Origin of the sequence: Dyadobacter flavalbus, from assembly GCF_006149045.1 — a bacterium.
Classification (GTDB): domain Bacteria; phylum Bacteroidota; class Bacteroidia; order Cytophagales; family Spirosomataceae; genus Dyadobacter; species Dyadobacter flavalbus.
Genome location: NZ_VBSN01000069.1, coordinates 127,489 through 150,071 on the forward strand (window position 1 = coordinate 127,489; position 22,583 = coordinate 150,071).

General features: G+C 45.7%; 17 protein-coding genes. 5 read left to right on the top strand and 12 right to left on the bottom strand.

Going from position 1 to position 22,583, the window contains the following annotated elements:
* Positions 1 to 67: 67 nt before the first annotated feature.
* From cysD to FEM33_RS22465, 11 genes are all read right to left on the bottom strand, one after another.
* Positions 68 to 1,021: a sulfate adenylyltransferase subunit CysD gene (gene cysD / locus FEM33_RS22415; protein ID WP_229214366.1), complete on the bottom strand. Its 954-nt coding sequence runs from the start codon at positions 1,019 to 1,021 to the stop codon at positions 68 to 70.
* Between the two features lie 36 nt (positions 1,022 to 1,057).
* Positions 1,058 to 1,759, bottom strand: coding sequence for a phosphoadenylyl-sulfate reductase (locus tag FEM33_RS22420; protein ID WP_139014341.1), 702 nt, complete (start codon positions 1,757 to 1,759; stop codon positions 1,058 to 1,060).
* A 7-nt stretch (positions 1,760 to 1,766) separates the two neighbouring features.
* A complete protein-coding gene (locus tag FEM33_RS22425; RefSeq protein WP_139014212.1) occupies positions 1,767 to 2,213 on the bottom strand; it encodes a type II toxin-antitoxin system VapC family toxin in 447 nt (148 codons plus the stop codon).
* Positions 2,210 to 2,554, bottom strand: a complete 345-nt coding sequence (locus tag FEM33_RS22430; protein WP_139014213.1) for a hypothetical protein — start codon at positions 2,552 to 2,554, stop codon at positions 2,210 to 2,212. Before FEM33_RS22430 ends, FEM33_RS22425 begins: the two co-directional genes overlap by 4 nt.
* Before the next feature lie 39 nt (positions 2,555 to 2,593).
* Positions 2,594 to 3,781 carry a trans-sulfuration enzyme family protein gene (locus FEM33_RS22435; RefSeq protein WP_139014214.1) on the bottom strand — a complete coding sequence of 396 codons (1,188 nt, stop codon included), beginning with the start codon at positions 3,779 to 3,781 and terminating at the stop codon, positions 2,594 to 2,596.
* A 192-nt stretch (positions 3,782 to 3,973) separates the two neighbouring features.
* Entirely contained in the window at positions 3,974 to 5,140 is a 1,167-nt protein-coding gene (locus FEM33_RS22440; RefSeq protein ID WP_139014215.1) for a sulfite exporter TauE/SafE family protein, read from the bottom strand.
* A 286-nt stretch (positions 5,141 to 5,426) separates the two neighbouring features.
* Positions 5,427 to 7,091, bottom strand: a complete 1,665-nt coding sequence (locus FEM33_RS22445; RefSeq protein WP_139014216.1) for a RagB/SusD family nutrient uptake outer membrane protein — start codon at positions 7,089 to 7,091, stop codon at positions 5,427 to 5,429.
* A 42-nt stretch (positions 7,092 to 7,133) separates the two neighbouring features.
* A complete protein-coding gene (locus FEM33_RS22450) occupies positions 7,134 to 10,460 on the bottom strand; it encodes a SusC/RagA family TonB-linked outer membrane protein (RefSeq protein ID WP_229214367.1) in 3,327 nt (1,108 codons plus the stop codon).
* Positions 10,461 to 11,239: 779 nt separating this feature from the next.
* Positions 11,240 to 12,703, bottom strand: a complete 1,464-nt coding sequence (locus FEM33_RS22455) for an alpha-L-fucosidase (RefSeq protein WP_139014217.1) — start codon at positions 12,701 to 12,703, stop codon at positions 11,240 to 11,242.
* 230 nt (positions 12,704 to 12,933) lie between these two features.
* Entirely contained in the window at positions 12,934 to 14,355 is a 1,422-nt protein-coding gene (locus FEM33_RS22460) for an alpha-L-fucosidase (RefSeq protein ID WP_139014218.1), read from the bottom strand.
* Positions 14,356 to 14,515: 160 nt separating this feature from the next.
* Positions 14,516 to 15,547: an isoaspartyl peptidase/L-asparaginase family protein gene (locus FEM33_RS22465; protein WP_139014219.1), complete on the bottom strand. Its 1,032-nt coding sequence runs from the start codon at positions 15,545 to 15,547 to the stop codon at positions 14,516 to 14,518.
* A gap of 323 nt (positions 15,548 to 15,870) precedes the next feature.
* On the opposite strand from FEM33_RS22465, the gene FEM33_RS22470 reads away from it, so the two are divergent.
* Both FEM33_RS22470 and FEM33_RS22475 read left to right on the top strand, forming a co-directional pair.
* Positions 15,871 to 16,509 (top strand): ABC transporter ATP-binding protein, encoded by a 639-nt coding sequence (locus FEM33_RS22470; RefSeq protein ID WP_139014220.1) that lies wholly within the window; start codon positions 15,871 to 15,873, stop codon positions 16,507 to 16,509.
* Positions 16,506 to 17,579 (top strand): hypothetical protein, encoded by a 1,074-nt coding sequence (locus FEM33_RS22475; RefSeq protein WP_139014221.1) that lies wholly within the window; start codon positions 16,506 to 16,508, stop codon positions 17,577 to 17,579. Before FEM33_RS22470 ends, FEM33_RS22475 begins: the two co-directional genes overlap by 4 nt.
* Before the next feature lie 44 nt (positions 17,580 to 17,623).
* On the opposite strand, the gene FEM33_RS22480 is transcribed toward FEM33_RS22475, so the two are convergent.
* On the bottom strand, positions 17,624 to 18,337 hold the full coding sequence (locus tag FEM33_RS22480) for an SDR family oxidoreductase (protein ID WP_139014222.1): 714 nt from the start codon (positions 18,335 to 18,337) through the stop codon (positions 17,624 to 17,626).
* 379 nt (positions 18,338 to 18,716) lie between these two features.
* Here FEM33_RS22480 and fabG point away from each other — a divergent pair, with 379 nt between their 5' ends.
* The 3 genes from fabG (at position 18,717) to FEM33_RS22495 (ending at position 22,557) form a co-directional block, all read left to right on the top strand.
* Entirely contained in the window at positions 18,717 to 19,463 is a 747-nt protein-coding gene (gene fabG / locus FEM33_RS22485; protein WP_139014223.1) for a 3-oxoacyl-[acyl-carrier-protein] reductase, read from the top strand.
* A gap of 75 nt (positions 19,464 to 19,538) precedes the next feature.
* Complete coding sequence (locus tag FEM33_RS22490) at positions 19,539 to 21,614, top strand: VWA domain-containing protein (RefSeq protein WP_139014224.1); 2,076 nt, start codon at positions 19,539 to 19,541, stop codon at positions 21,612 to 21,614.
* Between the two features lie 154 nt (positions 21,615 to 21,768).
* The gene (locus FEM33_RS22495; RefSeq protein ID WP_229214368.1) at positions 21,769 to 22,557 is read left to right on the top strand and encodes a DUF2279 domain-containing protein; all 789 of its coding nucleotides are present in this window, start codon (positions 21,769 to 21,771) and stop codon (positions 22,555 to 22,557) included.
* The last annotated feature ends 26 nt before the right edge of the window (positions 22,558 to 22,583 follow it).

A 22,583-nucleotide genomic window follows, 5' to 3' on the forward strand; every position in this document is an offset into this window, starting at 1 on the left:
CGTCATTGAATTTGAAAACGGCCGTTCAGCCGCGAATAAACCTTTTCTTCTCCGTCTGTACTTCCGATCAGAAATAACCTCCTTTTTTACGATCTTCCATCGCTGCTTCCGTCTGCTGATCGTCGATACGTGTTTCACCACGTTCACTGATCCTCGAAACGGTAATTTCAGCAATAACCTCGTCCAAAGTAGCCGCGCTGGATTCCACAGCGGCGGTACAGGTCATATCGCCAACTGTACGGAAGCGAACCTGACGAGTCACAATCTGATCGTTTTCATCTTTTTCGATTACAGGCGTGTTGGCCAGCAAATGTCCGTCGCGCAGGATCAGTTCACGTTCGTGCGCGAAATAGATGGAAGGAAGTGCTATTTTTTCTCTTTTCAGATAAGCCCAGACGTCCAGTTCGGTCCAGTTTGAAATCGGGAAAACGCGCACGTTTTCACCTTTGTGAATACGGCCGTTGAAAAGGTTCCAGAGTTCGGGGCGCTGCCGTTTCGGGTCCCATTGCCCGAACTCGTCACGAAACGAAAATATCCGTTCTTTTGCACGTGCTTTTTCTTCGTCACGGCGTGCACCGCCTATGCAGGCGTCAAATTCAAATTCTTCAATGGTATCCAGCAAAGTAAATGTCTGAAGCCAGTTCCGGCTTGCATTTTTACCAGTCTGCTCTTTAAGTCCTTTTGCCTTGATCGTATCTTCCACATAGCGGACGATCAGCTTGGCACCCGTAAGCTGGGCAAGTTCGTCGCGGTAATTGATTGCTTCAATAAAATTGTGTCCGGTATCAACATGTACAAGCGGGAATGGAATTTTACCCGGAGCAAAGGCTTTCTGAGCAAGACGAACAAGGGTTATGGAATCTTTTCCGCCTGAAAACAACAAGGCTGGACGCTCAAACTGGCCGGCCACTTCACGCATGATATAAATAGCTTCGGCCTCTAGCTGGTCCAGATAATCGGGCGTTCTGCGTCCGGCATCCTGATCGCTGATTTCCGACACTTCTTTAACTGAAATTGACATACTCGCTTTATTATTTAACTTTCTCTTCTGATTATATTATTTGGCATGCAAGCCGCACTCTTTTTTGGATTCATCTTCCCACCACCAGCGTCCGGCGCGGAAATCCTCGCCTTCCTGAATGGCACGGGTGCACGGAGCGCAGCCAATGCTTACAAATCCTTTGTCATGCAATGGATTGTAAGGAATTCCGTTGGATTTTACATACGTTTTAACTTCCTCGAATGTCCAGTCCAGAATAGGGTGGAACTTCACAAGCTGATGCGCCTCGTCCCATTCCAGCCTTTCCATTCCCTGACGGTTTCCTGACTGTTCTGCCCGGATGCCGGTAACCCAGATTTTAGCACCTTTTAGTGCGCGGTTCAGCGGTTCCACTTTACGGATAAAGCAGCACTCTTTTCTGTTTTCCACCGATTCGTAGAAACTCAGCGGGCCTTTGGTGCTCACCAGTTCCTCAGCAGCGCTGGTCTGCGGATAGTAAACCTTGATCTTGGTGTCGTAACGGTTATTTGTCTTTTGCAGCGTCATGTAGGTTTCGCTGAACAAACGGCCGGTATCAAGGGTAAAAATGGTGATATTGATGTTATTCTTTAGAATAAGATCGGTAATTGCCTGGTCCTCGTAGCCAAGGCTGGTCGAAAAAACGACTTCACCGGGAAAAAGATCAGCCAGAATCGCCAGTGATTCAATTTCACTTTTGCCTTCAATGGCCGCGTTTAAAGAGGATAATATGGTGTTCATCATGAATTTATTTCAAATCAAAACGGGCAACCTTCAGAAACTGATTATGCAGGTGATCAAAGTCCTTGTCCGTTGTTATTATAGTTGCGTTTAAAACACTCGCTGTAGCAGCAATCCACAAGTCATTTTTACCCATGTTTCTGGCAGAAGTTTCAAGTTGTTTTTCCTGCAATCTGCCTTGACTATATGCATCAATTCTTGCATAGCGGTCAATAATTGTATTTTCAAGCGTGTTAGTAATCAATATAAACTGCCTCAGCAATTCAATTGAATGTATTCTTTTTTCACCCCAGTTATTTTGAACTGCCAGAGACTTTAACTCTCCAATGCAAACAGCTGAGGTAAAGATTAAATTCGGACTCGTTTCTAATTCAAAATACTTTTGTAAATTTTTGACAAGTGTGTGTTGCTTCAAATACGCTAAAAGTATATTGGTATCAAGAAAATAATTCATTTGGTTAACTGAGACAATAAATCTTCCAAAGGTTCCTGTATGTCCAGGTCCGAAGCAAACTTTTCAAACTCATTCTGATTAAATTCTTTGTAGTTCTGCTGTGCTTTGAGGTCTTCAATCCATTCCTCTGTTGATATATACTCTTTACCTGGTTCCAGATATTTCTTTAACGAATCACTTTCTGGTAAAGAATGATGAATCAGTTCATTCATTGTAACGCCTGCCAGATCCGTTGCCTGATTTGCCGAAAGTGCACCTTGCTGATACAATTGTGCTGAAATGGTAAGTAATACTTCCTTTTTATCAAACTGTTCAGGCAAATTAATAGTGAGTGCTTTCATATTTCTTTCCTAAAATAGCTGCCTGGAAAATTCCGGATTTTACTCCAATATATCACTTTTTACCGAGACCTCTACGGCGTTGGTAAAATCTTCGATCAGGTCTTCAATGTCTTCCAAACCAACGGATATTCTTATCAATCCTTCTGTAATGCCCAAAGCAAGTTTTTCGTCCGGTTTGAGCTTGGCATGCGTAGTCGTATACGGATTTGTTACAATCGTACGCGTATCGCCCAGATTGGAAGAAAGGGAAGCTATTTCCAGTGCATCCATAAATGCAGCTACTCTTTCAAAACCGCCTTCCAGCTCAATTGTAACTATCGCCCCGCCACCGCTCATTTGCTGTTTGGCAAGATGAAACTGCGGATGTGATTCCAGGAACGGGTATTTTACATTTTTTACATCTGCATGATTTTCAAGCGCTTTTGCCAGCTGCAAGGCATTGGCGGAATGTTTTTCCATTCTCAGGCCCAGCGTTTCAAGGCTTTTGCTTAAAACCCACGCATTGAACGGCGACATGGACGGTCCGGTCTGGCGACAGAAAAACCGCAGTTCTTTTATATATTCTTTTTTGCCGACAACAATTCCGCCCAACACGCGGCCTTGTCCGTCCATAAATTTGGTAGCGGAATGCACAACAAGGTCAGCGCCGAATTCCGCCGGATTCTGCAGGGCTGGAGAAGCAAAGCAGTTGTCAACGTTAAAAATCAAATGATGCTTTTTACATATTCTGCCGATCATGGCCAGATCAACAAGATCAAGACCGGGATTGGAAGGAGTTTCAAGGTAAATCATTCGGGTATTTGGCTGCACAGCCGCTTCCCAGTCCGATTCGCTTGCGTCTGAATCCAGATAAGTATAAGTAATGCCCCATTTGCTCAGAATTTGTGTAATGATCTGATGCGCAGAGCCGAACAACGCGCGGCTTGCCAGAATATGATCGCCGTTTTTCAGCAAAGCAGCCATACTTGCAAAAACCGCTGCCATTCCGGTGGCCGTTGCAACGCCATCTTCACAATCTTCCAGAAGACAAACCTTGTCTACAAATTCCTGAACACTCGGATTGGAAAAACGGCTGTAAATGTTTCCTTCTTCTGTTTCTTCAAAAAGCGCTTTTCCCTGTTCTGCACTCTCAAATGTGAAACTGCTGGTTAAAAAAAGCGGTGTGGAATGTTCGCGGTATTTGGTTTTGCCTGTTTGCGTGCGTATTGCTTTGGTTTGCTTTTTCATATCTGGATTGGTGGTAAGCTTTTAGCGGTTAGCTGTTGGCTTTTAGCTATCGGCTTCTGGCATTTAAAATTTAATTCTGTTTTTAATATCTGTAATTGTTCCTAATGCAATGATCAGGTATATTTTTATCAGGTTTATTCAGTTTCGGCAAGTATCGTAAAAGTAATTTTGCTTTATCTTAACAGCTAACAGCTAAAACCAAACCATATAAATAATCCTCAGACTCACAATCACAACAATGGTTCCGACCATAATCATCATGGTTTTTATCGGCAGCCTTCTTGAAAGGTTCGCTGCGATCGGGGCGGCGACCATTCCGCCCAGTATCAGGCCCAGCACGACTTTCCAATGTGAAAAACCGATGATGCTGATGAAAGTGACCGAACTTGCAAGCGACACAAAGAACTCCGCCAGGTTTACAGATCCGATCGTATATTTCGGATGACGTCCGCGCGCGATCAGTGTGGAAGTTACAATCGGGCCCCAGCCTCCGCCGCCGATTGAATCCAGCGTTCCGCCTGCCATTGCAAGCCATCCGATTTTGGTAAACGGCCTTTTTTCAATTCGTTTCTTTAACGCTTTCTGAATAATAAGAATTCCCAGAATCAGCGTATAAACTGCGACCAGCGGCTTGATGATATAAATGTAATGTTCAAGTGAAGATAAAAGATAGGCACCTGTAATGGCGCCGATCACACCCGGAAACAGGATTTTCTTGAAAAGTTTGCTGTTTACATTTCCGAATTTCAGGTGCATGTAACCTGAAACGCCGCTTGTAAATATTTCGGAAGTGTGAACGCTTGCACTTACTGCGGAAGGCGGAACGCCCAGCGTAAGCAGAAAAGTAGCTGCGGTAACACCGTAAGCCATTCCCAAAGCCCCATCGATCATTTGTGCCACAAAACCGCCAAGTACATAATAGAAGAAAGTCTCATTCAGTTCCAGCTCGTTCCACAGGACTGTAAGCCGGTCGTAAGTGAAGAAAGTGAACAGTAAATGGCCGACGATCATCAAGGCAATCGCAGAAAAAATATTGACTGCAACTTCGGTGCGGCTGCGTTTTCGGATGGTTGCTGCCCATATTTTCTGCTGGACAGTTTCCCATGTTAAAGGTGTTTTTGTTCTTGTTGCTGCTGAAATATTGTCGTTGGCAGCCGGCAGAGAAGGTGCCGAAGGCTGGCTGAAACGTACATCTGATTCCTGAGGAAGGTCCCGCAGAAAAACGATCTGCCCCTTTTCGCGGGCAAGTGCTGCCAAACGCCGGTCTTCTTCCGGATCGCCGCTTGCAATGTATGCTACCTGAAGAGATTCCCAGTCGTTCGTCTTCGTTGAGGGTGTAAAATCCGCTGCTTCCTTCAAAGTCTATGTAGTATACTAAAAATGTAGAGTAATTCACCATTAAAATAGCAAACCTCAGCTTGCTATTTTAATGACAAATTTAAGATCAAAATGTCGGTTTTCAAAGAATTTTAAATGTGTACGGTTCGCTGTTACGCATTGCTCTTCATAAAAAAAAGTACGTTCTCATCTGAAAACGTACTTTGTCAATTACTGATTATAACTACTATTTTAACTGGTACAGTTCCGTCAGATAGAAACCGGGTTAATCCAGGATTTCTGGAAAGAGCTGCTTAAATGATTTTAATTACTGATTCTGTTTAAGGACATTTGCGCCCATGATGTCAATTTGTGCCTGCGGAATAGGGAAGTACTCGCTTTTGCCTTTTACAAATGTAGCCCCGTTCAGGTAAGTTCTCTTCTTGCTTTCTTTGGCCAGATATGCATTCAGGACTTCGCTTGCAGTTCCCCAGCGGACAAGGTCGAAATGACGGTGACCTTCCAGGGCAAGTTCAACGCGGCGCTCAAAACGGACAGCCTTTCTTGCATAGTCCTTGTTAGCAAATGCAGGATAAGGTTTGATCAGGTAATTGGCAGCCGGCTTTCCGTCAGCCGCAAGAACAACTTCATTTGCAGCACGGGTTCTGATCTGGTTTACAATTGATAATGCTGTTGGCAGATCATTTTCCTCAACGGCAATTTCCGCGCGCATCAGCAGTACGTCGGCATAACGCAGATACCTGAAATTGTTAGAATTGGCACGCGGAGATTCCGCACCCGCATTTTCACCGCTGTTGGCAAAATATTTCTTGAAAGTGTAAGGTCCCGCAAAGCTCTGATCGCGGATCCAGTTTTTTCCCGGATGAATTCCCCAATTCAGGAACGGCAAACCTCTGCGTCCGACAGTCCAGTCCAGTCGTGGGTCCAGCGTTCCTTCATAAGGCGTGAAAGGATCTGCCGATGAAAGTCCTTCGTCGCTTTTTACGTCCACATCGTTGAAAGTATCCAGCAGCGGCAGGCCGTTTGCATCCGTTTTGAATGCATTTACCAGATTTTGTGAAGGCTGGAAAAAACCGCAGCAGCCGCCCGGAGCCGAACCGTAAGGAAAGTTCAGGTTGTCGCCCCAGCTTCCGTTTTCACCGCTTCCGCCGTCACCGACAGACATTTGTACTTCAAAAACAGACTCTGAATTGTTTTCAGTCGCAATCCTGAAATTGTCGTGAAAATTCGGGACAAGCGCATAAGGGCCGTTTGCGATCACATCCACCAGTAACGGTTTTGCCGCAGCATAGTCATTCTGATACATATGTACTTTGGCAAGCATGGCCTTTGCAGTCCATTTGCTTGGTCTTCCGGCCTGCGCTTTGGTTACCGAAAGGTTGTCCACGGCATACTGGAAATCAGCTTCAATGTTTGGCCAGATGTCTTTGTCATTCGGAAGATTGATGTAATCCGTTACCGTTTCATCCACATAAGGAACCATATTCCACATTTTCTTGGCTTCAAAATGATACCATCCGCGCAGGAATCTGGCTTCTGCCGAGGCTTGTGTTACTTCGGCCGGCGTCATATCCTTTGCTTTTGCAATCAGCTTGAGTGCATCGTTGGAGCGGGAAACGCCGTCGTACAGTGATACCCATTTATCATTGTAAGCGCCGATATCTGCCTGCGGAATGTAACGTTCTATGGTTGTGATCTGCGACTGGTCACCCACGTCGCTGCCTTTGTATGCATCGTCGGAAGCAACGGAACCAAAAATCCAGTTACTGACAGACGAAGTAAAGTTGAAGCCGGAACCCACGCCGTCCAGCAAGCTGTATGCACCGATCAGTACTGCATTGACACCCGTTTTATTGGAAAGCATTTCTTCATTTCCTACACCAAGCGGCGTAGTTTCCAGAAATTCTTCCTTACAGGCAGTGATCATTCCCATGCAAACCAATGCCGTAAATATTAAGACTTTCTTTTTCATCGTTTTTTGATATATATGAATCTTTACTGGTTTGTTTTACTGTTAAAATCCGAAATTGATACCGATCTGATACATTTTTGATCTTGGATAATTACCCTGATCAACACCCAGTACGGTGCTTCCGGGCGTTGAACCGACCGAAGTAACTTCCGGATCTATACCGCTGTAATTGGTAATTGTGAAAAGGTTTTGTCCCTGAAGATAAATGCGTGCGCTGGTCAGACCGATTTTGGACAAAACGGTATTCGGCAGCGTATAACCGATGGTCAGGTTTTTCATTCTGAAATAAGAGCCGTCTTCTATGAAATAGCTGGAAGGCTGCTGACTTCTGCTGTCGTTGGCATCCAGGATCGGAAGGACGGCGTCAGGATTCTGCGGAGTCCAGGAATCGTTCAGCATGCGAAGGCTTCTGTTACCGGCCTGATTGTTGAAATCAACCCAGCGTTTTACCATATTGATCAGCTGGTTTCCCTGTACGCCCTGGAAGAATGCAGAAACGTCAAACCCTTTGTAACCCACGTTCAGGTTGATGCCGTATGTGAAGTCAGGGTGCGGGTTTCCGATAAATTTCCTGTCAGCATCCGTAATGGTTCCGTCGCCGTTCGTATCATGGTATTTGTACTTGCCGACTGCCGCATATCCCGGATATTTCACACCATTGTCCACTTCGCCCTGATTCTGGTAAATTCCGTCGATCTGCAGACCGTAGAATGAATACAGCGGCATTCCGGCTACCGAACGCGTCCACGTATAGCTGCGGATGGCTGGTCCCAAAAGCACGGCCGATGCGCTGTTGTTTAGTTTTTCAACATTGTTTTTGTAAGCTGAAATGTTACCGCTTACAGAATAAGTAAGGTCGCCGTTCAGTGCTTTGTTGTTGAAATCAATCGAAAGGTCAAAACCTTTGTTGTTCATGGAGCCTACGTTTACAAAAGGAATCGTTGCAACACCCTGCGTTGCCGGCAAGCTAACCTGATAAAGCATATCCGAAGTTGTACGGGTATAAACATCAATACCGAGGCCAAACATCCCTTTCAGGAAAGTAGCGTCCAATCCAAGGTTGGTCTGCGTGGTGGTTTCCCATTTCGCATCCTGGTTTCCGAATGCCTGCGTATCAAAGCCGGGCTGTACCGAGTTGTTCGAACCGTCAATGGCGTAAGACGACTGGTTCAGCGTGGAGCGGTACGTACTGAAGCCGTTGTAATTTCCGATTTCCTGGTTACCTGTTTGTCCCCAGCCGCCTCTCAGTTTCAAATCATCCAGCCAGGTCAGGTTTTTCATAAACTCCTCTTCCGAAACCCGCCATCCCGCGCTGAATGCAGGGAAAGTTCCGTAACGGTTGTTTTGTCCGAAACGCGATGATCCGTCACGTCTTACCGTTGCTTCCAGCAGATATCGGTCTTTAAGCGCATAATTGATCTTGCCGAAAATCGAGAACAGTTCCCATTCGTAGCCTGCACCCGAGTTGTTGATCCCCGCCGTACCCGAGCTCAGGTACATATATAAAGGATCTTCGGAGAAAAACGTCGTACGCGTTGCCGTGATGTCACGGCCTGTTCCTTTGATCGCTTCTGTTCCGAGCAGTGCATTCAGCTTGTGGATACTTCCGAATGTTTTACTGTAATTCAGCGTGTTGGACCATGTCCAGTTTACATCGTAAGCATACGCATTGGTCAAAGCATTGTTCGATTCGATTTCAGCTTCTTCCAGATCCAGCAAAGTATAGGCAACGCGGTTGGAATTGGTAAAGTCCACACCAATGCTTGATTTCGCAACCAGATCTTTCAAAATGTCCACTTCTGCATAGGCATTTCCGAATACCCGGAAGCTGTTTGTCTGATTGTTCCTCGTTCTGTACAGCTGAGCAACCGGATTGGTAGCAGGCCCCAAACCGGCAGCACGCGTGGCCGCAAAATTGCCCATGATGTCGTAAACCGGAATGATCGAAGGAATGCGGTATCCGTTTCCGATCGGGTTTCCATCCTGGTTGTTTGCTGAGCTGGCCGTACCGTTATTGTTGTAATAGCCTTTGTTTTCCGTATAACTTACTTCCAGGTTTTCACCAAAACGGATTTTCTTTTTAAACTGGAATTCTGTATTGGAACGAAGCGAATAACGGTTAAAGGATGTATTTAGCAGCACGCCGTCCTGTTTGAAATAATTCAGCGAAAGCGCATATCTTCCCGTTTCCGTTCCGCCCGTTGCGCCGATATTGTATTCCTGAATGGCAGCCGGACGCAGGATTTCCTTGTGCCAGTCGGTGCCTTGCTTGTTTGCTTCTACGATCTGGTAAAAACCCGTACGGTTATAATTGTAAAGCGCAGGGTTTACCAATGCAGCCGCAGGATCATTCGGATTGCTCGGGTCCAGCGTAATACCATAATTGGAACCTGCAAGAATGTAATCCGGAACCACGGCATTCGTGCCGTTACCGTATTGCGGATGCGATGGATTACCGCCGGTCAGCAAGCCTGCATTTCTGCGCTGCGTCCATAGCAGATCGCCGAATTGCTGCGGATCTTTGATCAGGCCCAAATCCACTTTTCCTTTCTGCACACCGAAACGGCTGTTGAAAGTAAACTGCGGAGCACCGGCTTTTCCTTTTTTCGTTGTAATAATAATAACGCCGTTTGCAGCACGCGAACCGTAAATAGAAGCCGAAGAAGCATCTTTCAGCACCTGCATGGATTCAATGTTGTTCGGGTTGATGCTGTTCAGCCCGCCTTTGGTCGGAACGCCATCAATTACATAAAGCGGATCGTTGTTGTTGATCGTACCAAAGCCGCGGATACGAACGGTTGCTTCGCCGCCCGGCGTGTTGTTGGTCGTAACGGTAACGCCGGGAACTCTTCCCTGTAACTGCTGCGCTACGTTCGGTGCAGCCACTTTGGTCAGTTCCACGGGATCAACGGTGGATACGGAGCCGGTAATATCTCTTTTGGACTGCGAAGAATAACCGGTAACAACCACTTCGCTCAGTGATTTTACGTCGGATAAAAGCGTAATGTCGATCTGCGTTTTGTTTCCGATTGCAACTTCCTGCGTCAGAAAGCCGATGGAAGAAACAACCAGCGTAGTGCTGCCGTCGGGTACATTGAGAGAAAACTGGCCTTCGGAATCCGTTGTGGTTCCTACAGAGCTGCTTCCTTTCAGTACGACAGTCGCGCCCGGAATGACGCCGCCGGCTGCATCCAATACTTTTCCTTTTATAGATATATCCGCAGATTGACTTGCATTTAAGGTAATTGAAAAGCTGTTTTCAGCCGGCCCGACAGCCGCTTCTGCGATCTGCCCGACACTTAGTAACAGAATAACGCTGCCCTGCATCAGTTTAAGCAGGTCATTCCCTCGGTAGAATGTTTTTTTCATGAAAGGTTTGGTTAAAGGTTATAAAATAGTAGATGTTAATTCCATTGCTACGGGCAGTATGTTCGCTGCGGGCAATGATTTCCAGGCCGGGGCAATGTTGCTGTAAGAATTGCCTTTTCTGTTTTTCTTCAAATTGTTTCAGGTTTAGTTTAAGGATTTAACAATCAATTTCAATCGGGTTTAAAGGGAATTTCAGCGTTGAGTATGTTTTGAAAGCAGATCAGAAAACAGACCGCAAGCCCGAAGATTATGCCCGCGTTTGTAATTCCAGTCCGAAATTTCAGGAAAGACTGGTTTCAATCCTGCTATGTCATCAATCAGTGGCAAAGTGTACAAATTGTCATTCACCGGCCGCAGAAAGTTCCACAGAGCAGAATGTCTGTTATCTATTATCAGAAATGCCAAATGTAAGTAAATCAAAAGGTACTGATCTGGTCAAAAATAGGTAATGAATATATTATATAAAATAGTATATCGTAGAATATTGGAATAACAAAATTTTATTCTTGTATTTTAATAAATGAGGAGTTGGGATAGTTGTTGTAACCCTTTGTGATTGAACTTAATAATCAGATCAGGCTTGCCGAGTCGGTTGTAATTTACTTTGTAGAACTTATTGGAAAAAGTAAATATCCGGTTACAAAATACTTCCGGAAGATATACATGGAAGAAGCCGATTTGGAGTAAAGCAGAAAATCCGGTACAAACACGGCCTGCGCAAAAGCACAGTTCCCGTTTGTACCGGATTTAAAAGATGTTATTTTAAACTGACTCTGAAACTATTCTGAATCCTTGTAAAGTCCGAATTCACTAATGGCCACGCTGACCGGCGATTTGGTGATTCTCAGCCGCATTTTCTGAGCAGTTACCGGAACTTCCAGCTTTACAATTCTTTTGGCGCCAATGCTGGTTCCTCTATGGATTTCTTTCCAGTTGTTGTTTTCCCAGACATCCACTGCAAATTCCTCCACTCTTTGTCCAAGTTTGATAAATTCCTGAATGCAGATGATATCAAACGTAACCGGCTGGCCCAGGTCAATTGTAACTTCCGGGGTTTTGAAGTCGTCGTCCGTAGCCCAGTATGTATCCGCTTTTCCGTCCAGTATGTTTTTTGCGCTGTAAATGGAATTATATCCGCGTACATTTACGGCTCTTGAGCTTGCGCGTGCAATGAGGTTAACGGCAAATGTCTTTTTAACATGATCGCCGAAAGCTTTCAGGCTTGCTACATCATCATCGTGCAATTGTCCTCTCGTGTCGGGAGCAAGCCCAAGGTCAAGCGCCGCACCGCGACCGACACTTTTAAGATACAGGTCAAACAGTTTTTCAGGTGTTTTGGGTTTTTCTGCCGGATGATAAAACCAGCCTTTGCGCAGCGGAACGTCGCATTCCGCCGGAATCCAGAACTTTCCGTTTCTGGTTCCGCCCGGGTTCTCCGTTGCATTGGCCTGTCCCGGAACTGCCACATTTTTTCCTTCCGAAGGTTTTGGCGTCAGTGTTGCCCAAGAAGTTTCGTTCACACTTCCGTCCTCATTTCCGGCCCAGCGCACATCCCAGCCAATATCGCTGAATATGTTTGCCGAAGGCTGAAGCTTGCGCGTCAGATTGGTCCAGGTGGAATCCCACTGGTAATAAGTCGTATTGTCAATGGAACGCTTTTCCTTTGCGCCGCCATAATAGCCGTCACCGCCGTTGGCACCGTCGTGCCATGACATGAACAGCTCGCCGTAATTGGTGTAAAGTTCCCGAAGCTGTTCCCTGTAAATCTTTATATATTCCGGCGTTCCGTAACTGGCATTGTTGCGGTCCCAGGGCGAGCAGTAAACGCCGAATTTCAGCCCGTGTTTTCTGGCAGCATCGGCCACTTCTTTCACCAGATCGCCTTTTCCACCGCGAAACGGACTTTTTGTAATGTTATATTCCGTGGTTTTGGTCGGCCATAACGCAAAGCCGTCATGGTGTTTTGCAACCAGTACGATTCCTTTCAGCCCGCCGGCTTTTGCAGCCAGGATTATTTGTTCAGCGTTGAAATCGGAAGGGTTGAAAGTCTTCGGATCGGCATCGCCAAAACCCCATTCCTTATTCTCGAATGTAGTCGGGGTAAAATGCATGATGCCGTAAACTTCGGTTTCGTGCCAGGCAATCTGCCGGGGAGCGGGCAGTGCGCCGTAAGGTTTGGGTGGTGTCTGGGCAAAAGAATGAAGTGCCGTTAACAGAAAAAGGAAGGATAGGGGTTTTATCATTTGAAAAAAGGTTTCTTTGTTAATGCAAGCAGCATTGTCTGTTGTTAATCATTGCCGGAACTGGTTCCTTCAAAAAAGTTTTCAGCGTATTCCTGCCACTTTCGGATTTGTTCAATTTTACGGATCCAGGGAACCAAATGGCACGCCAATGTATCAAATTTTTTATTGTAAAACCGTGTTCAGTGCAATTTGTTAAGCAATCCGGTTTAGTTGAACTTGCCAGCCAGTTTCTAGTTAATTACAAAAAGGTACGCAGGCTGCTCACCGATTTCAGCCATATCTTTCGACGCAATCTGAATGGAACCATCTTTTACTTTAAGCGTTTTTTTCTTTCCTGCCAATGAAATCCTGGCATTTGGTGCAAGCGTTAATCCTTCCGGTTTCAGGCTTGCAGGGATTTTCTCGCCGGACTCCGCCAGATAAAAAGCGTACGTTGTATTTCCTTTTTTGGTATAGGCCCATTTTCCCTGGCGGTAAGGCGCAAGCGGCTTGGTTTCATAAATGCCGATCCCGTTCACATTCATCCATTTCCCCATTTCTTCCAGTCGGCCGTATGCTTCTTCATGCCATTCTCCGTCCGGGCCCGGCGCGATATTCAGCAGCAGGTTTCCGCCTTTGGCAACGATATCCACCAGCGTATGCACGAGTTTTTGGGTGGATTTGAAATTTTCTTTCGGAATATAAGACCATGAATCGCCCATTGTCATGCACGACTCCCACGGAATGGACATATAGTGATCCGGGATGGACTGTTCGGGCGTTACATAATTTTCAAATTCACCTGTAACCGTCCGGTCTACAACCAGCAGGCCGGGCTGATGCGACCGGGCCATTTTGGCAATTCTGGGCATATCGATATCCTGATCGTACGGAATGCTTTTCTGCCAGCTGATATTCGGATCAATCGTGCTGAACGGACGCACCCAGCCGCCATCCAGCCACAAAATATCCACAGAGCCGTAATCAGACATCAGTTCTTCGATCTGGTTATAAGTGAAATCCTTGAATTTCTGCCACATTTCGGGCCTTTTCTTCGGATCATAGGAAACATTGCGGTCTTTGGGAGGAAAGTACGGCCACCAGTAAGAATCCGTGTTCCAGTCCGGTTTGGAAAAGTAAGTTCCGGTCATGAATCCCTGATTTCTGAATGCCGAGAGAACTTCTTTCGTCACATTGCTTTTCGGGTTGGATTTGAAAGGTGTATTGGTGATTTTGTAATCCGTGTATTTGGAATCGAACATGGCAAATCCGTCATGATGCTTTGTAGTAAAAACCACATATTTCATGCCGGCATTTTTTGCAGCCTGCGCCCATCTTTCCGGGTTGAATTTTACAGGATTAAAGGTTTGCGGAATAGCCTCATAGGCTTTTTTGTACTCATACCAGTCATGCGAATGCGGTCCTCTGCGCTCGCACCAGCCTTCATCCTCCGGGCAAAGCGACCAGGATTCCACAATTCCCCACTGGCTATACGTTCCCCAGTGCATCAGCAACCCGAATTTCACATCCTGCCATTTGCTTAATTTCTGCTGTACAAGCGGGTCAGTCGGTGCAACGTATTTGGAATGATCCTGTTCGGCATGCTGCTGGGCATATAAACTGTTTTTGAATAATAAACCTGCAAGCAGGAAAACGGTAAATTTGAAGTTCATTGTAACGGGTTAATGAGTGGCTTGGAGTAATTGGCTGTTAGCTTTTGGCTGTTAGCTATTAGCGATTTAAAATCGGATATTATGTAAAAAGTAAATTTTGAAACCTGTGATTTCAACTGATTTCAGGCAAGTACTTTCAAATGCTTGTTTGTCTTTTTAATCAGGCAAAATAGCTTTTGGCATTGATGACTTTGCCTTTTCCGCCTTGTTCCGTAACAGTGTAATTGAAGCCTTTCTGAACGGAATAAGCGCCTACTTCGCCTTGTTTGTTAACGGCTATAAAACCCACCTGAAAAGTTTTTGCACGTTCCGGATTCGGCTTTACAATGCGTTCAACGGCTTTTTTGCACGCTTCTTCCGGAGAAAGTCCCGAACGCATGAATTCCACAACCAGATGGGTGCCGCAAACCCGGATTACTTCTTCACCCTGACCGGAAGACGTAGCCGCACCGATTTCATTGTCCACAAAAAGGCCGGCGCCGATTATCGGGGAATCGCCGACTCTGCCGCGCATTTTGAATCCCATGCCGCTTGTCGTGCACATACCTGAAAGATCGCCGTTTGCATCCAGTGCAAGCGTTCCCATGGTGTCGTGGTTAAAAGAGCCGTCTTCCAGCCTTGCCGGCGCAAACGGTCCGTGTCCTTTCGGGTGCGACTGCTGGTGTTCAATGTTGATAACGGGCTTGTATTCCGCTTTGATCAGCCATTGTTTATACGACTTTTCAGCATCGGGCGAAAGCTTGTCCGGTTCCAGCTTGAAGCCGTTCGCCAATGCAAACTGTTGTGCGCCAACGCCCGCCAGAAAAACATGCGGCGTGGTTTCCATCAGTTTTCTTGCAACCGACACCGGATGTTTGATCCTTTCCAGAAAAGCCACCGAACCGCAGTTTGCCTTTTCATCCATAATGCAGGCATCCAGCGTAACATGCCCGTCGCGGTCCGGATTTCCGCCGAGGCCTACGCAGCAGTTTACATCGTTTTCAATAGCTATGGCTGCCTGTTCCACTGCATCCAGTGCTTTTCCGCCTTTTTCAAGTACGGGCCATGCTGCGCCGTTGGCAATTTGCCCGCTGTCCCAGGTGGAAATGACAAGCGGTTTTTTTACAGCAGATTTTGCAAATAAGCTGCTGATCCGGGAAAATGGAAGAGCAACAGCAGACAAGCGCAGGAAGGAGCGGCGAGATGATGTCATTGGATTGATATTAATATTTTTTAAAAAGTCTTATTCGACTTTAAAATTTTTTCAAATATACAGTTATAAGCACTACTTGCCAATAAGGTAATAATATTTTGTTGAACGTTAAAATGATGAGATTTTAGGTAAGTATTTCGTAATTAATTTAGAATAAAGTACTTAATGCAAAGACTTGTATAACGATGCAAGGCAGTTGAAATAACAGGCAGAAATTTGTCAGGCATGTTTTAATAATCCGGGTTTGTCAAAAGACCTCATCCTTCATTTATTAAAAACAAAAAGCTTTATTTAGCAAAAAGTACCCAATCTCTTGCATTCACATGATTCTTAAAATACGGGATTTACAACAGAAATACGGAGCACTGGAAATTCTGAACATTCCGTCCTGGGAAATAGAAAAAGGCATTTACTGGATTCAGGGCGAGAACGGAGCGGGCAAATCGACGCTTTTCAGAACGCTTTCGGGAATGCTCCCGTATACCGGTTCCATTGTGCTTGACGGCAAATTTGATCTGAGAAAAAATCCGGTTGAGTACAGGCTGCGCCTGAACCTTGGAGAAGCCGAGCCGTTATATCCTTCCTTTCTGACACCTGCTGATCTGATTGCATTTGTTGCGGAATCCAAAAAAAGTCCCGAAAGTCAGGCCGAAATGCTGATTGAAGCCTTCGGGATCAATTATCTTTCGAATCCGTTCGGAAGCTGTTCCAGCGGCATGGTCAAAAAGGTTTCGCTTTTGCTGGCATTTCTTGGGAATCCGTCCGTAATTATTCTGGATGAGCCTTTGATCACGATTGATCGGGAAGCGCGGGCTTCATTGTTCGGGCTTATAAAAGCATATTATCTGAAAAATGTGACTTTTCTGCTTTCTTCCCATCAGCCGTTCGAGCATGAAGGTTTGCCGGTTTCACAAAGTTTCGCCTTGAAAAACAAAACGCTTGTCCCGGTTTCCGCTTTATGAAAGCACTGGTCTTATCGACAGTTTCCGAATTTTTCAGAATACGGGCCGGGTTGTTTCTGGTGCTGATCGGTATTGTTTTCGGGTTTCTGAGCGGTGCGGAGCATCATGCATTCGCAGTTTTCTTTCTGACCGCCTCTTTCGGGAAATTATACCTTTTTCTGATCTGGCTGTTTTATGCGCTTTTCTGCGTTCAGTCATTGTTGCAGCAATTGCAGCAGCCGGAATACGGTTTCATTTACCTGACAAGACTTTGGCCGGCACCCGTCAGAATTTACCGCTTGTTGATTGTTGCGCTTGGCTTGCTTCAGCCCATTCTTTATTATGGCATTTACCTGACCGTTATTGCTGTTCAGGACAAAATACTTCCGAACATATGGCCGGTACTCCTGTTTTACCCTGTACTCGCATTGCTGGTTGCCGCCAGTTTGGAATGGAAAATCCGCCGGCCAGCAGCATTTATCAAAAGGAAAAGTAAAAGCATTATTAAACTACGGTTCAAAAGGCCTGTTTCGCTAACTTACTGGAAACTGGAATGGCTTTTAAGGGAAAAAGGAATCACATTGTTGATCGGAAAAGCAGGTTCTGTTCTGGTTACGCTTGGAACGCTGCTTTATTTTTCAACCGGCGATTACGACCTGCGCCTGCCTGCAATCGGCATGTCGTTTGCCTACTTGCTGAATACCGGCATTTCCTATGAAATATATAGGTGGGAAAGTGAAATCTGGATGTGGGGCCGTACGCTTCCGGCTTCTGTTTTCAGGCAAATCGGGCAAATCGTAAAAATCCATGCAATGATTATTCTGCCTGAAACGCTGATTTTGCTGCGGGACGGATTACTGACTTTTTCTCAGACCGTTCAGTTGTACATTTTAGGATTATCCCTGACTTTTTTGTTGCATCTGTTTTTTTACAAGAAAGAAGGAATTCCGGAGGATTCTGCCCAAACTGTTTTTCTGGGCTTTATTTTACTGACTTTCCTGATTCTCTACAAAATTCCGGTTTTGCTGATCGCCGGAATGCTTTTCCTGTTTTCAATCCTTGTATATCCGAAGTGGTGTAAAATGCACTGATCACAGATTTGACATCAGAAAGCAAATCTGTGATCAGTGAAGAGTTACTTCGCCGGCATGGTCGGCCTTACTTCCACTTTGCTCGGAAGCGTGCGGGCCGGCATTTTAATGAGGTCGGCAACAATTTGTCCGATATCTTCCGGCTGGATTTTCCATGCATCCTTTTCGGAAGGCTGGTGATTGTTGAACTCGGTCGCCACGGAACCCGGCATAATGGTGGTAACTTTGATTCCGGCATCTCTTACGTCCATCATCATGGCCTGTGAAAAACCGACAACGCCGAATTTGCTTGCATTGTAAGCGCTGCCGCCGGCAAAAAAGTTGGTTCCTGCAAGGCTGGAAATCGTAATAAAATAACCTTTTGTTTCTGTCAGAGCCTTTACAGCTGCTTTGGCGCTGAAAAATACGCCGGTAAGGTTTATGTCAATCGTTTCATGCCATTGCTCTGCAGTCAGTTCGGAAACGGGTGCAAAATGCCCGACGCCTGCATTGGCAATCAGGTAATCCAGCCGTCCCCATCTTGCAATGACGGCATCAACTGCTTTCTGCTGCGATTCCAGGTTTCTGACATCAGACTGGATTCCGATTGCGGCTCCTTCCCTGATTTTATTGAGTGAAGCCGCGGCCTCGTCTGCACTTTCCTGCGAGCGGCTTGTTACGGCCACATTAATGCCTTCTCTGATCAGCACTTCTGCCACGCCGTATCCGATTCCTTTTGAGCCGCCTGTAATTAATGCGGTTTTGTTTTGGTCTGCCATTATTCCGGGTTTTAGTAAATGAAAATTTTAAGAATAATAAAGTAACAGTGCCAAAACAAAGAAGGTTTGGTTTGGAAAATGTTATTTCAGTTATGCAATCCGGAATTTTGCATACCTTTTGTATTTGATTTAAGTAAATGCTTGAAATTGATTGACGTTCTTAAAGGTTCATTTTCTAAAAGCTAAAAGCTAAAAGCTGAAAGCTATTTGCCAATAGCAGCATGCAATAAAATATACTGGACTTGTCAGGTTAATTTTACTGAATACGGTCTTTTATCAATAAAGTCACGCAAACAGGATGCATTTTCTTTTTTGACCGTCTCTGACCAATCACCTATTTTTGCCAACCTTAAATTATTTTGACAGATTTAACTCATCTATGAAAATTGTAGAAAATAAAGTCGCCTTGGTTACCGGCGCTTCCCGGGGTATTGGCCGTTCCATTGCATTGCGTCTTGCTCAGGAAGGTGCCGATGTTGCATTTACCTATTTGTCCAGCGTGGAAAAAGGCGAAGCGCTTGCAAAAGAACTGGAAGAATTCGGTATCAAGGCAAAAGGGTACCGCTCGGATGCGTCCGATTTTAAAGCGGCTGATCAGCTTGTGACCGACGTGCTGGCAGATTTCGGCAAACTGGATATCCTGATCAACAATGCCGGTGTAACACGTGACGGTTTGCTGATGCGCATGAGTGAGGAACAGTGGGATACGGTGATCAACATCAATTTAAAATCGGTTTTTAACCTGACAAAGGCAGCCATAAAAAGCATGATGCGTGCAAAAAGCGGTTCCATCATCAACATTACGTCAGTAGTAGGAATACGCGGAAACGCCGGTCAGTCCAATTATGCGGCTTCCAAAGCAGGCATTATCGGTTTTACCAAATCCATTGCGCTGGAACTCGGTTCACGGAATATCCGCTCCAACGCAGTAGCACCGGGCTTTATAGAAACAGAAATGACCGATGCCATTGATGCCAAAGCGGTGGAGGACTGGAAGCAGTCTATTCCGATGAAAAGAGGCGGCCAGCCGGAAGAAGTTGCGGACGCCTGCGTGTTTCTGGCCTCGGACCTTTCACGTTATATTACCGGACAGGTTATTCAGGTGGACGGTGGTATGTTAACATAGTCTCTTTCTTCGTTAGTAAATAGCTGGCAGTTTCGTTGTATATTGTACCGCTGCCAAGCTATTGACATTTCACTCATGCGGTCTGAACTGATTTTCCAAACTCCTTACTGGTTTATTATCTTTTGCCTGCTGGCAGGAGCGCTGTATGCATATCTGCTGTATCAGCCTCAGCCTTCGTGGGGAAAAAGACTGAATTATCTGCTTGCATTCTTCCGCGGCCTTTCGGTAGCACTGATCTGCTTTCTGCTGTTAAGCCCTCTGGTGAGGAAAACGGAAACTTCAGTGGATAAAGCCAAGATCGTTTTTGCCATCGACAACTCGGAATCCGTCAAACCATATGGCGAAACGCTGATGTCGCAGATAGCCGCTGCCACAAAAGACCTGGAAGAATCGGGATTTGAAGTAAGTGTTCAGACGCTTGACAAAACAGTTAAATCGGCATCCGCGGATTCCATACGTTTCAATCAGAACAAAACGGATCTTTCCGGCATGCTGCAGAATGTCAAAAGCAACTTTGAAGGACGCAACCTGACGGACGTTGTTCTGCTTTCGGACGGGATCGTCAATCAGGGAATTTCGCCGGCATACAACCGTTTTCCGTTTAAAATCAATACGCTTGCAGTAGGGGATACGGTTCCCGATCTGGATATCCGCATCAAGGATGTCATCAGCAACCGCATTGCGTATCTTGAAAATGAATTTCCCGTTCGTGCCGAAATTGTTGCCAACGGCCTTGCGGGAAAATCCACAACCGTGACTTTAAAGCAGAACGGACGCGTCATTGCCAGCCAGAACATCGTTATTGACCGCCCCGATTTTTACAAAGCTGTTGATTTCAAGGCCTCTTCCAGCCAGAAAGGCGTGCAGCATTATACAGTGGAACTTGGTGCAGTTTCCGGTGAAACTTCTGCAAGAAACAATAAAAGAGATATTTACATGGATATCATTGACGGCCGTCAGCGGATTCTGCTGCTGGCGCTTGCCCCGCATCCGGACATTAAAAGCATCCGCAGCATGATCGAGGCCAATGATAATTACGAACTGGATATCAGCATCCTTTCGATTTCGAATAATCTGCCGCCTTCTGCGAAGCCGTACGATCTTGTGATTTTGCATCAGGTTCCGAACGTTTTGGGCCTTGGCAATGCGCAGATCCGGAAATTTATGGAAGCCAAAACGCCTGTTTTTTATATTCTGGGAAACCAGTCGGCCGTTCCGCTGGCCAATACGATGAACCGATCATTGATCATCAATGCTTCCAATAACCAGATTGATAAAGTAACGGCGCGGTTCAATCCTTCTTTTCAGCAAATGAATTTTGATGCGGAAAGCCTTAAGCTGCTCGAACGCCTTCCGCCGTTATCCGTGCCTTTCGGTGAGTACAATATTTCTTCGGGAACGGAAACGATCCTTTTTCAGAAAGTAGGAACGCTGAATACGAGTAAGCCTTTGCTGGTGCTGAACACAAACGGCGAGCAGAAAATAGCCGTTCTGGCGGGTGAAGGAATCTGGCAGTGGCGGCAGGAAGAATTTGCGCAGACAAGCAAGCAGGAAGTGGTGGACAATTTGTTCCAGAAAGTAATTCAGGTGCTTTCCGTACGGGAAGACAAACGCAAGTTCCGCGTGTATCCGCTGCGCAATGAGTTTGAGGCCGGCGAACAGGTCGTATTTCAGACGGAAATTTACAACGATATTTATGAACCCGTTTTTGGTCAGGAAGTAAAACTGAGCGTAGCGGACGAAAAAGGAGCAACCAAGCAGTTTACTTATACCCATTCGAAGGAAAATCCTTCTTTTAATGTAACGGGGCTTTCAGAAGGTGTTTACCGTTACGTTGCCTCGGCTTCACTACGCAACGGGCAGGAAAAAGCAAGCGGACAATTTGTGATCCGGAATGCGGACCTGGAAGCCAATAATACAACGGCGGATTTCGGCATGCTGCGCGAGCTGGCGAACCGTTCGGGCGGAACGTTTATGACTGCTTCTGCCTTGCCTGATTTTATACGCAAGATAAAAGAAAACCGACCTTCCGATCGGCTTGACAGCAGCGAGGAAATGGTTGAACTGATTTACCTGAAGTGGCTGTTTTTTCTGCTGGTTGTACTTCTGGGCGTTGAATGGGGACTAAGAAAGTACCATGGCGGATATTGAAAGAAAACCTTGTTTGCTGTTTGCCGGATTTTTGCCCAGGATTTTTTTAGTATGTTTTATATTTAAAAGTACCGCTTCCTTCGCTTTTCAGCCTGCTGTTGAAACAGACAGCGTCAGTACCGATTCCGTCAGCCGTATAAAACCGGATTATAAAATGCTGCGCGGCATATTCGCCGTCCAGTCTGCATTGTATTTGGGCACTATTTACGGATTAAGTAAATCCTGGTACAAAAATCCGCTCACCAAGTTCAGCATTAAAGACGATACACACGAGTGGCTCCAAATGGACAAACTGGGGCACGTTTACACATCGTACCAGATTGCGCGCCATACCGCGGCTATTTACAGGAAAACGGGTATTTCCAAAAAACAGATGCTTATTTACGGGGCAATTTCAGGGGTTATTTTCCAGACACCGATTGAAATTCTGGACGGATTTTCTCCCGATTACGGATTTTCTCCCGGCGATATGGTTGCAAATGTAACCGGCTCGGCCATTTACCTCGGACAAATCGCCTTATGGGACGAAGTTCGTATTCAGCCTAAATTTTCCTTTCATTATACTTCATTGTCGCGGGTTAGGCCCGAGCTGCTCGGCAGCAGCCGTACGGAAAGCTGGCTGAAAGATTACAACGGGCAGACTTACTGGCTTTCATTTAGTCCCGGAAGCTTTTTTAAAGGAAGTGGCTGGCCATTATGGTTATGTTTTTCAGCCGGTTACGGAATGCATAACATGGTTTCGGCAGAAAAGTCAAGAAGTATAGAAATGGGTTACATTCCTTATCGTCAGTATTATCTGTCGCTGGATATTGACATGACTAAGATCAAAAGCAGGAAAAAATTTGTTCGTACGATCGGGTTTCTGGTGAATTCGATCAAAATCCCGGCACCGTCATTGCAGTTCAGCAAAAAAGGCGTTTCGTTCAAGCCTTTTTACTTCTGATTGAATGATTGTAAAAGTACTGGAAT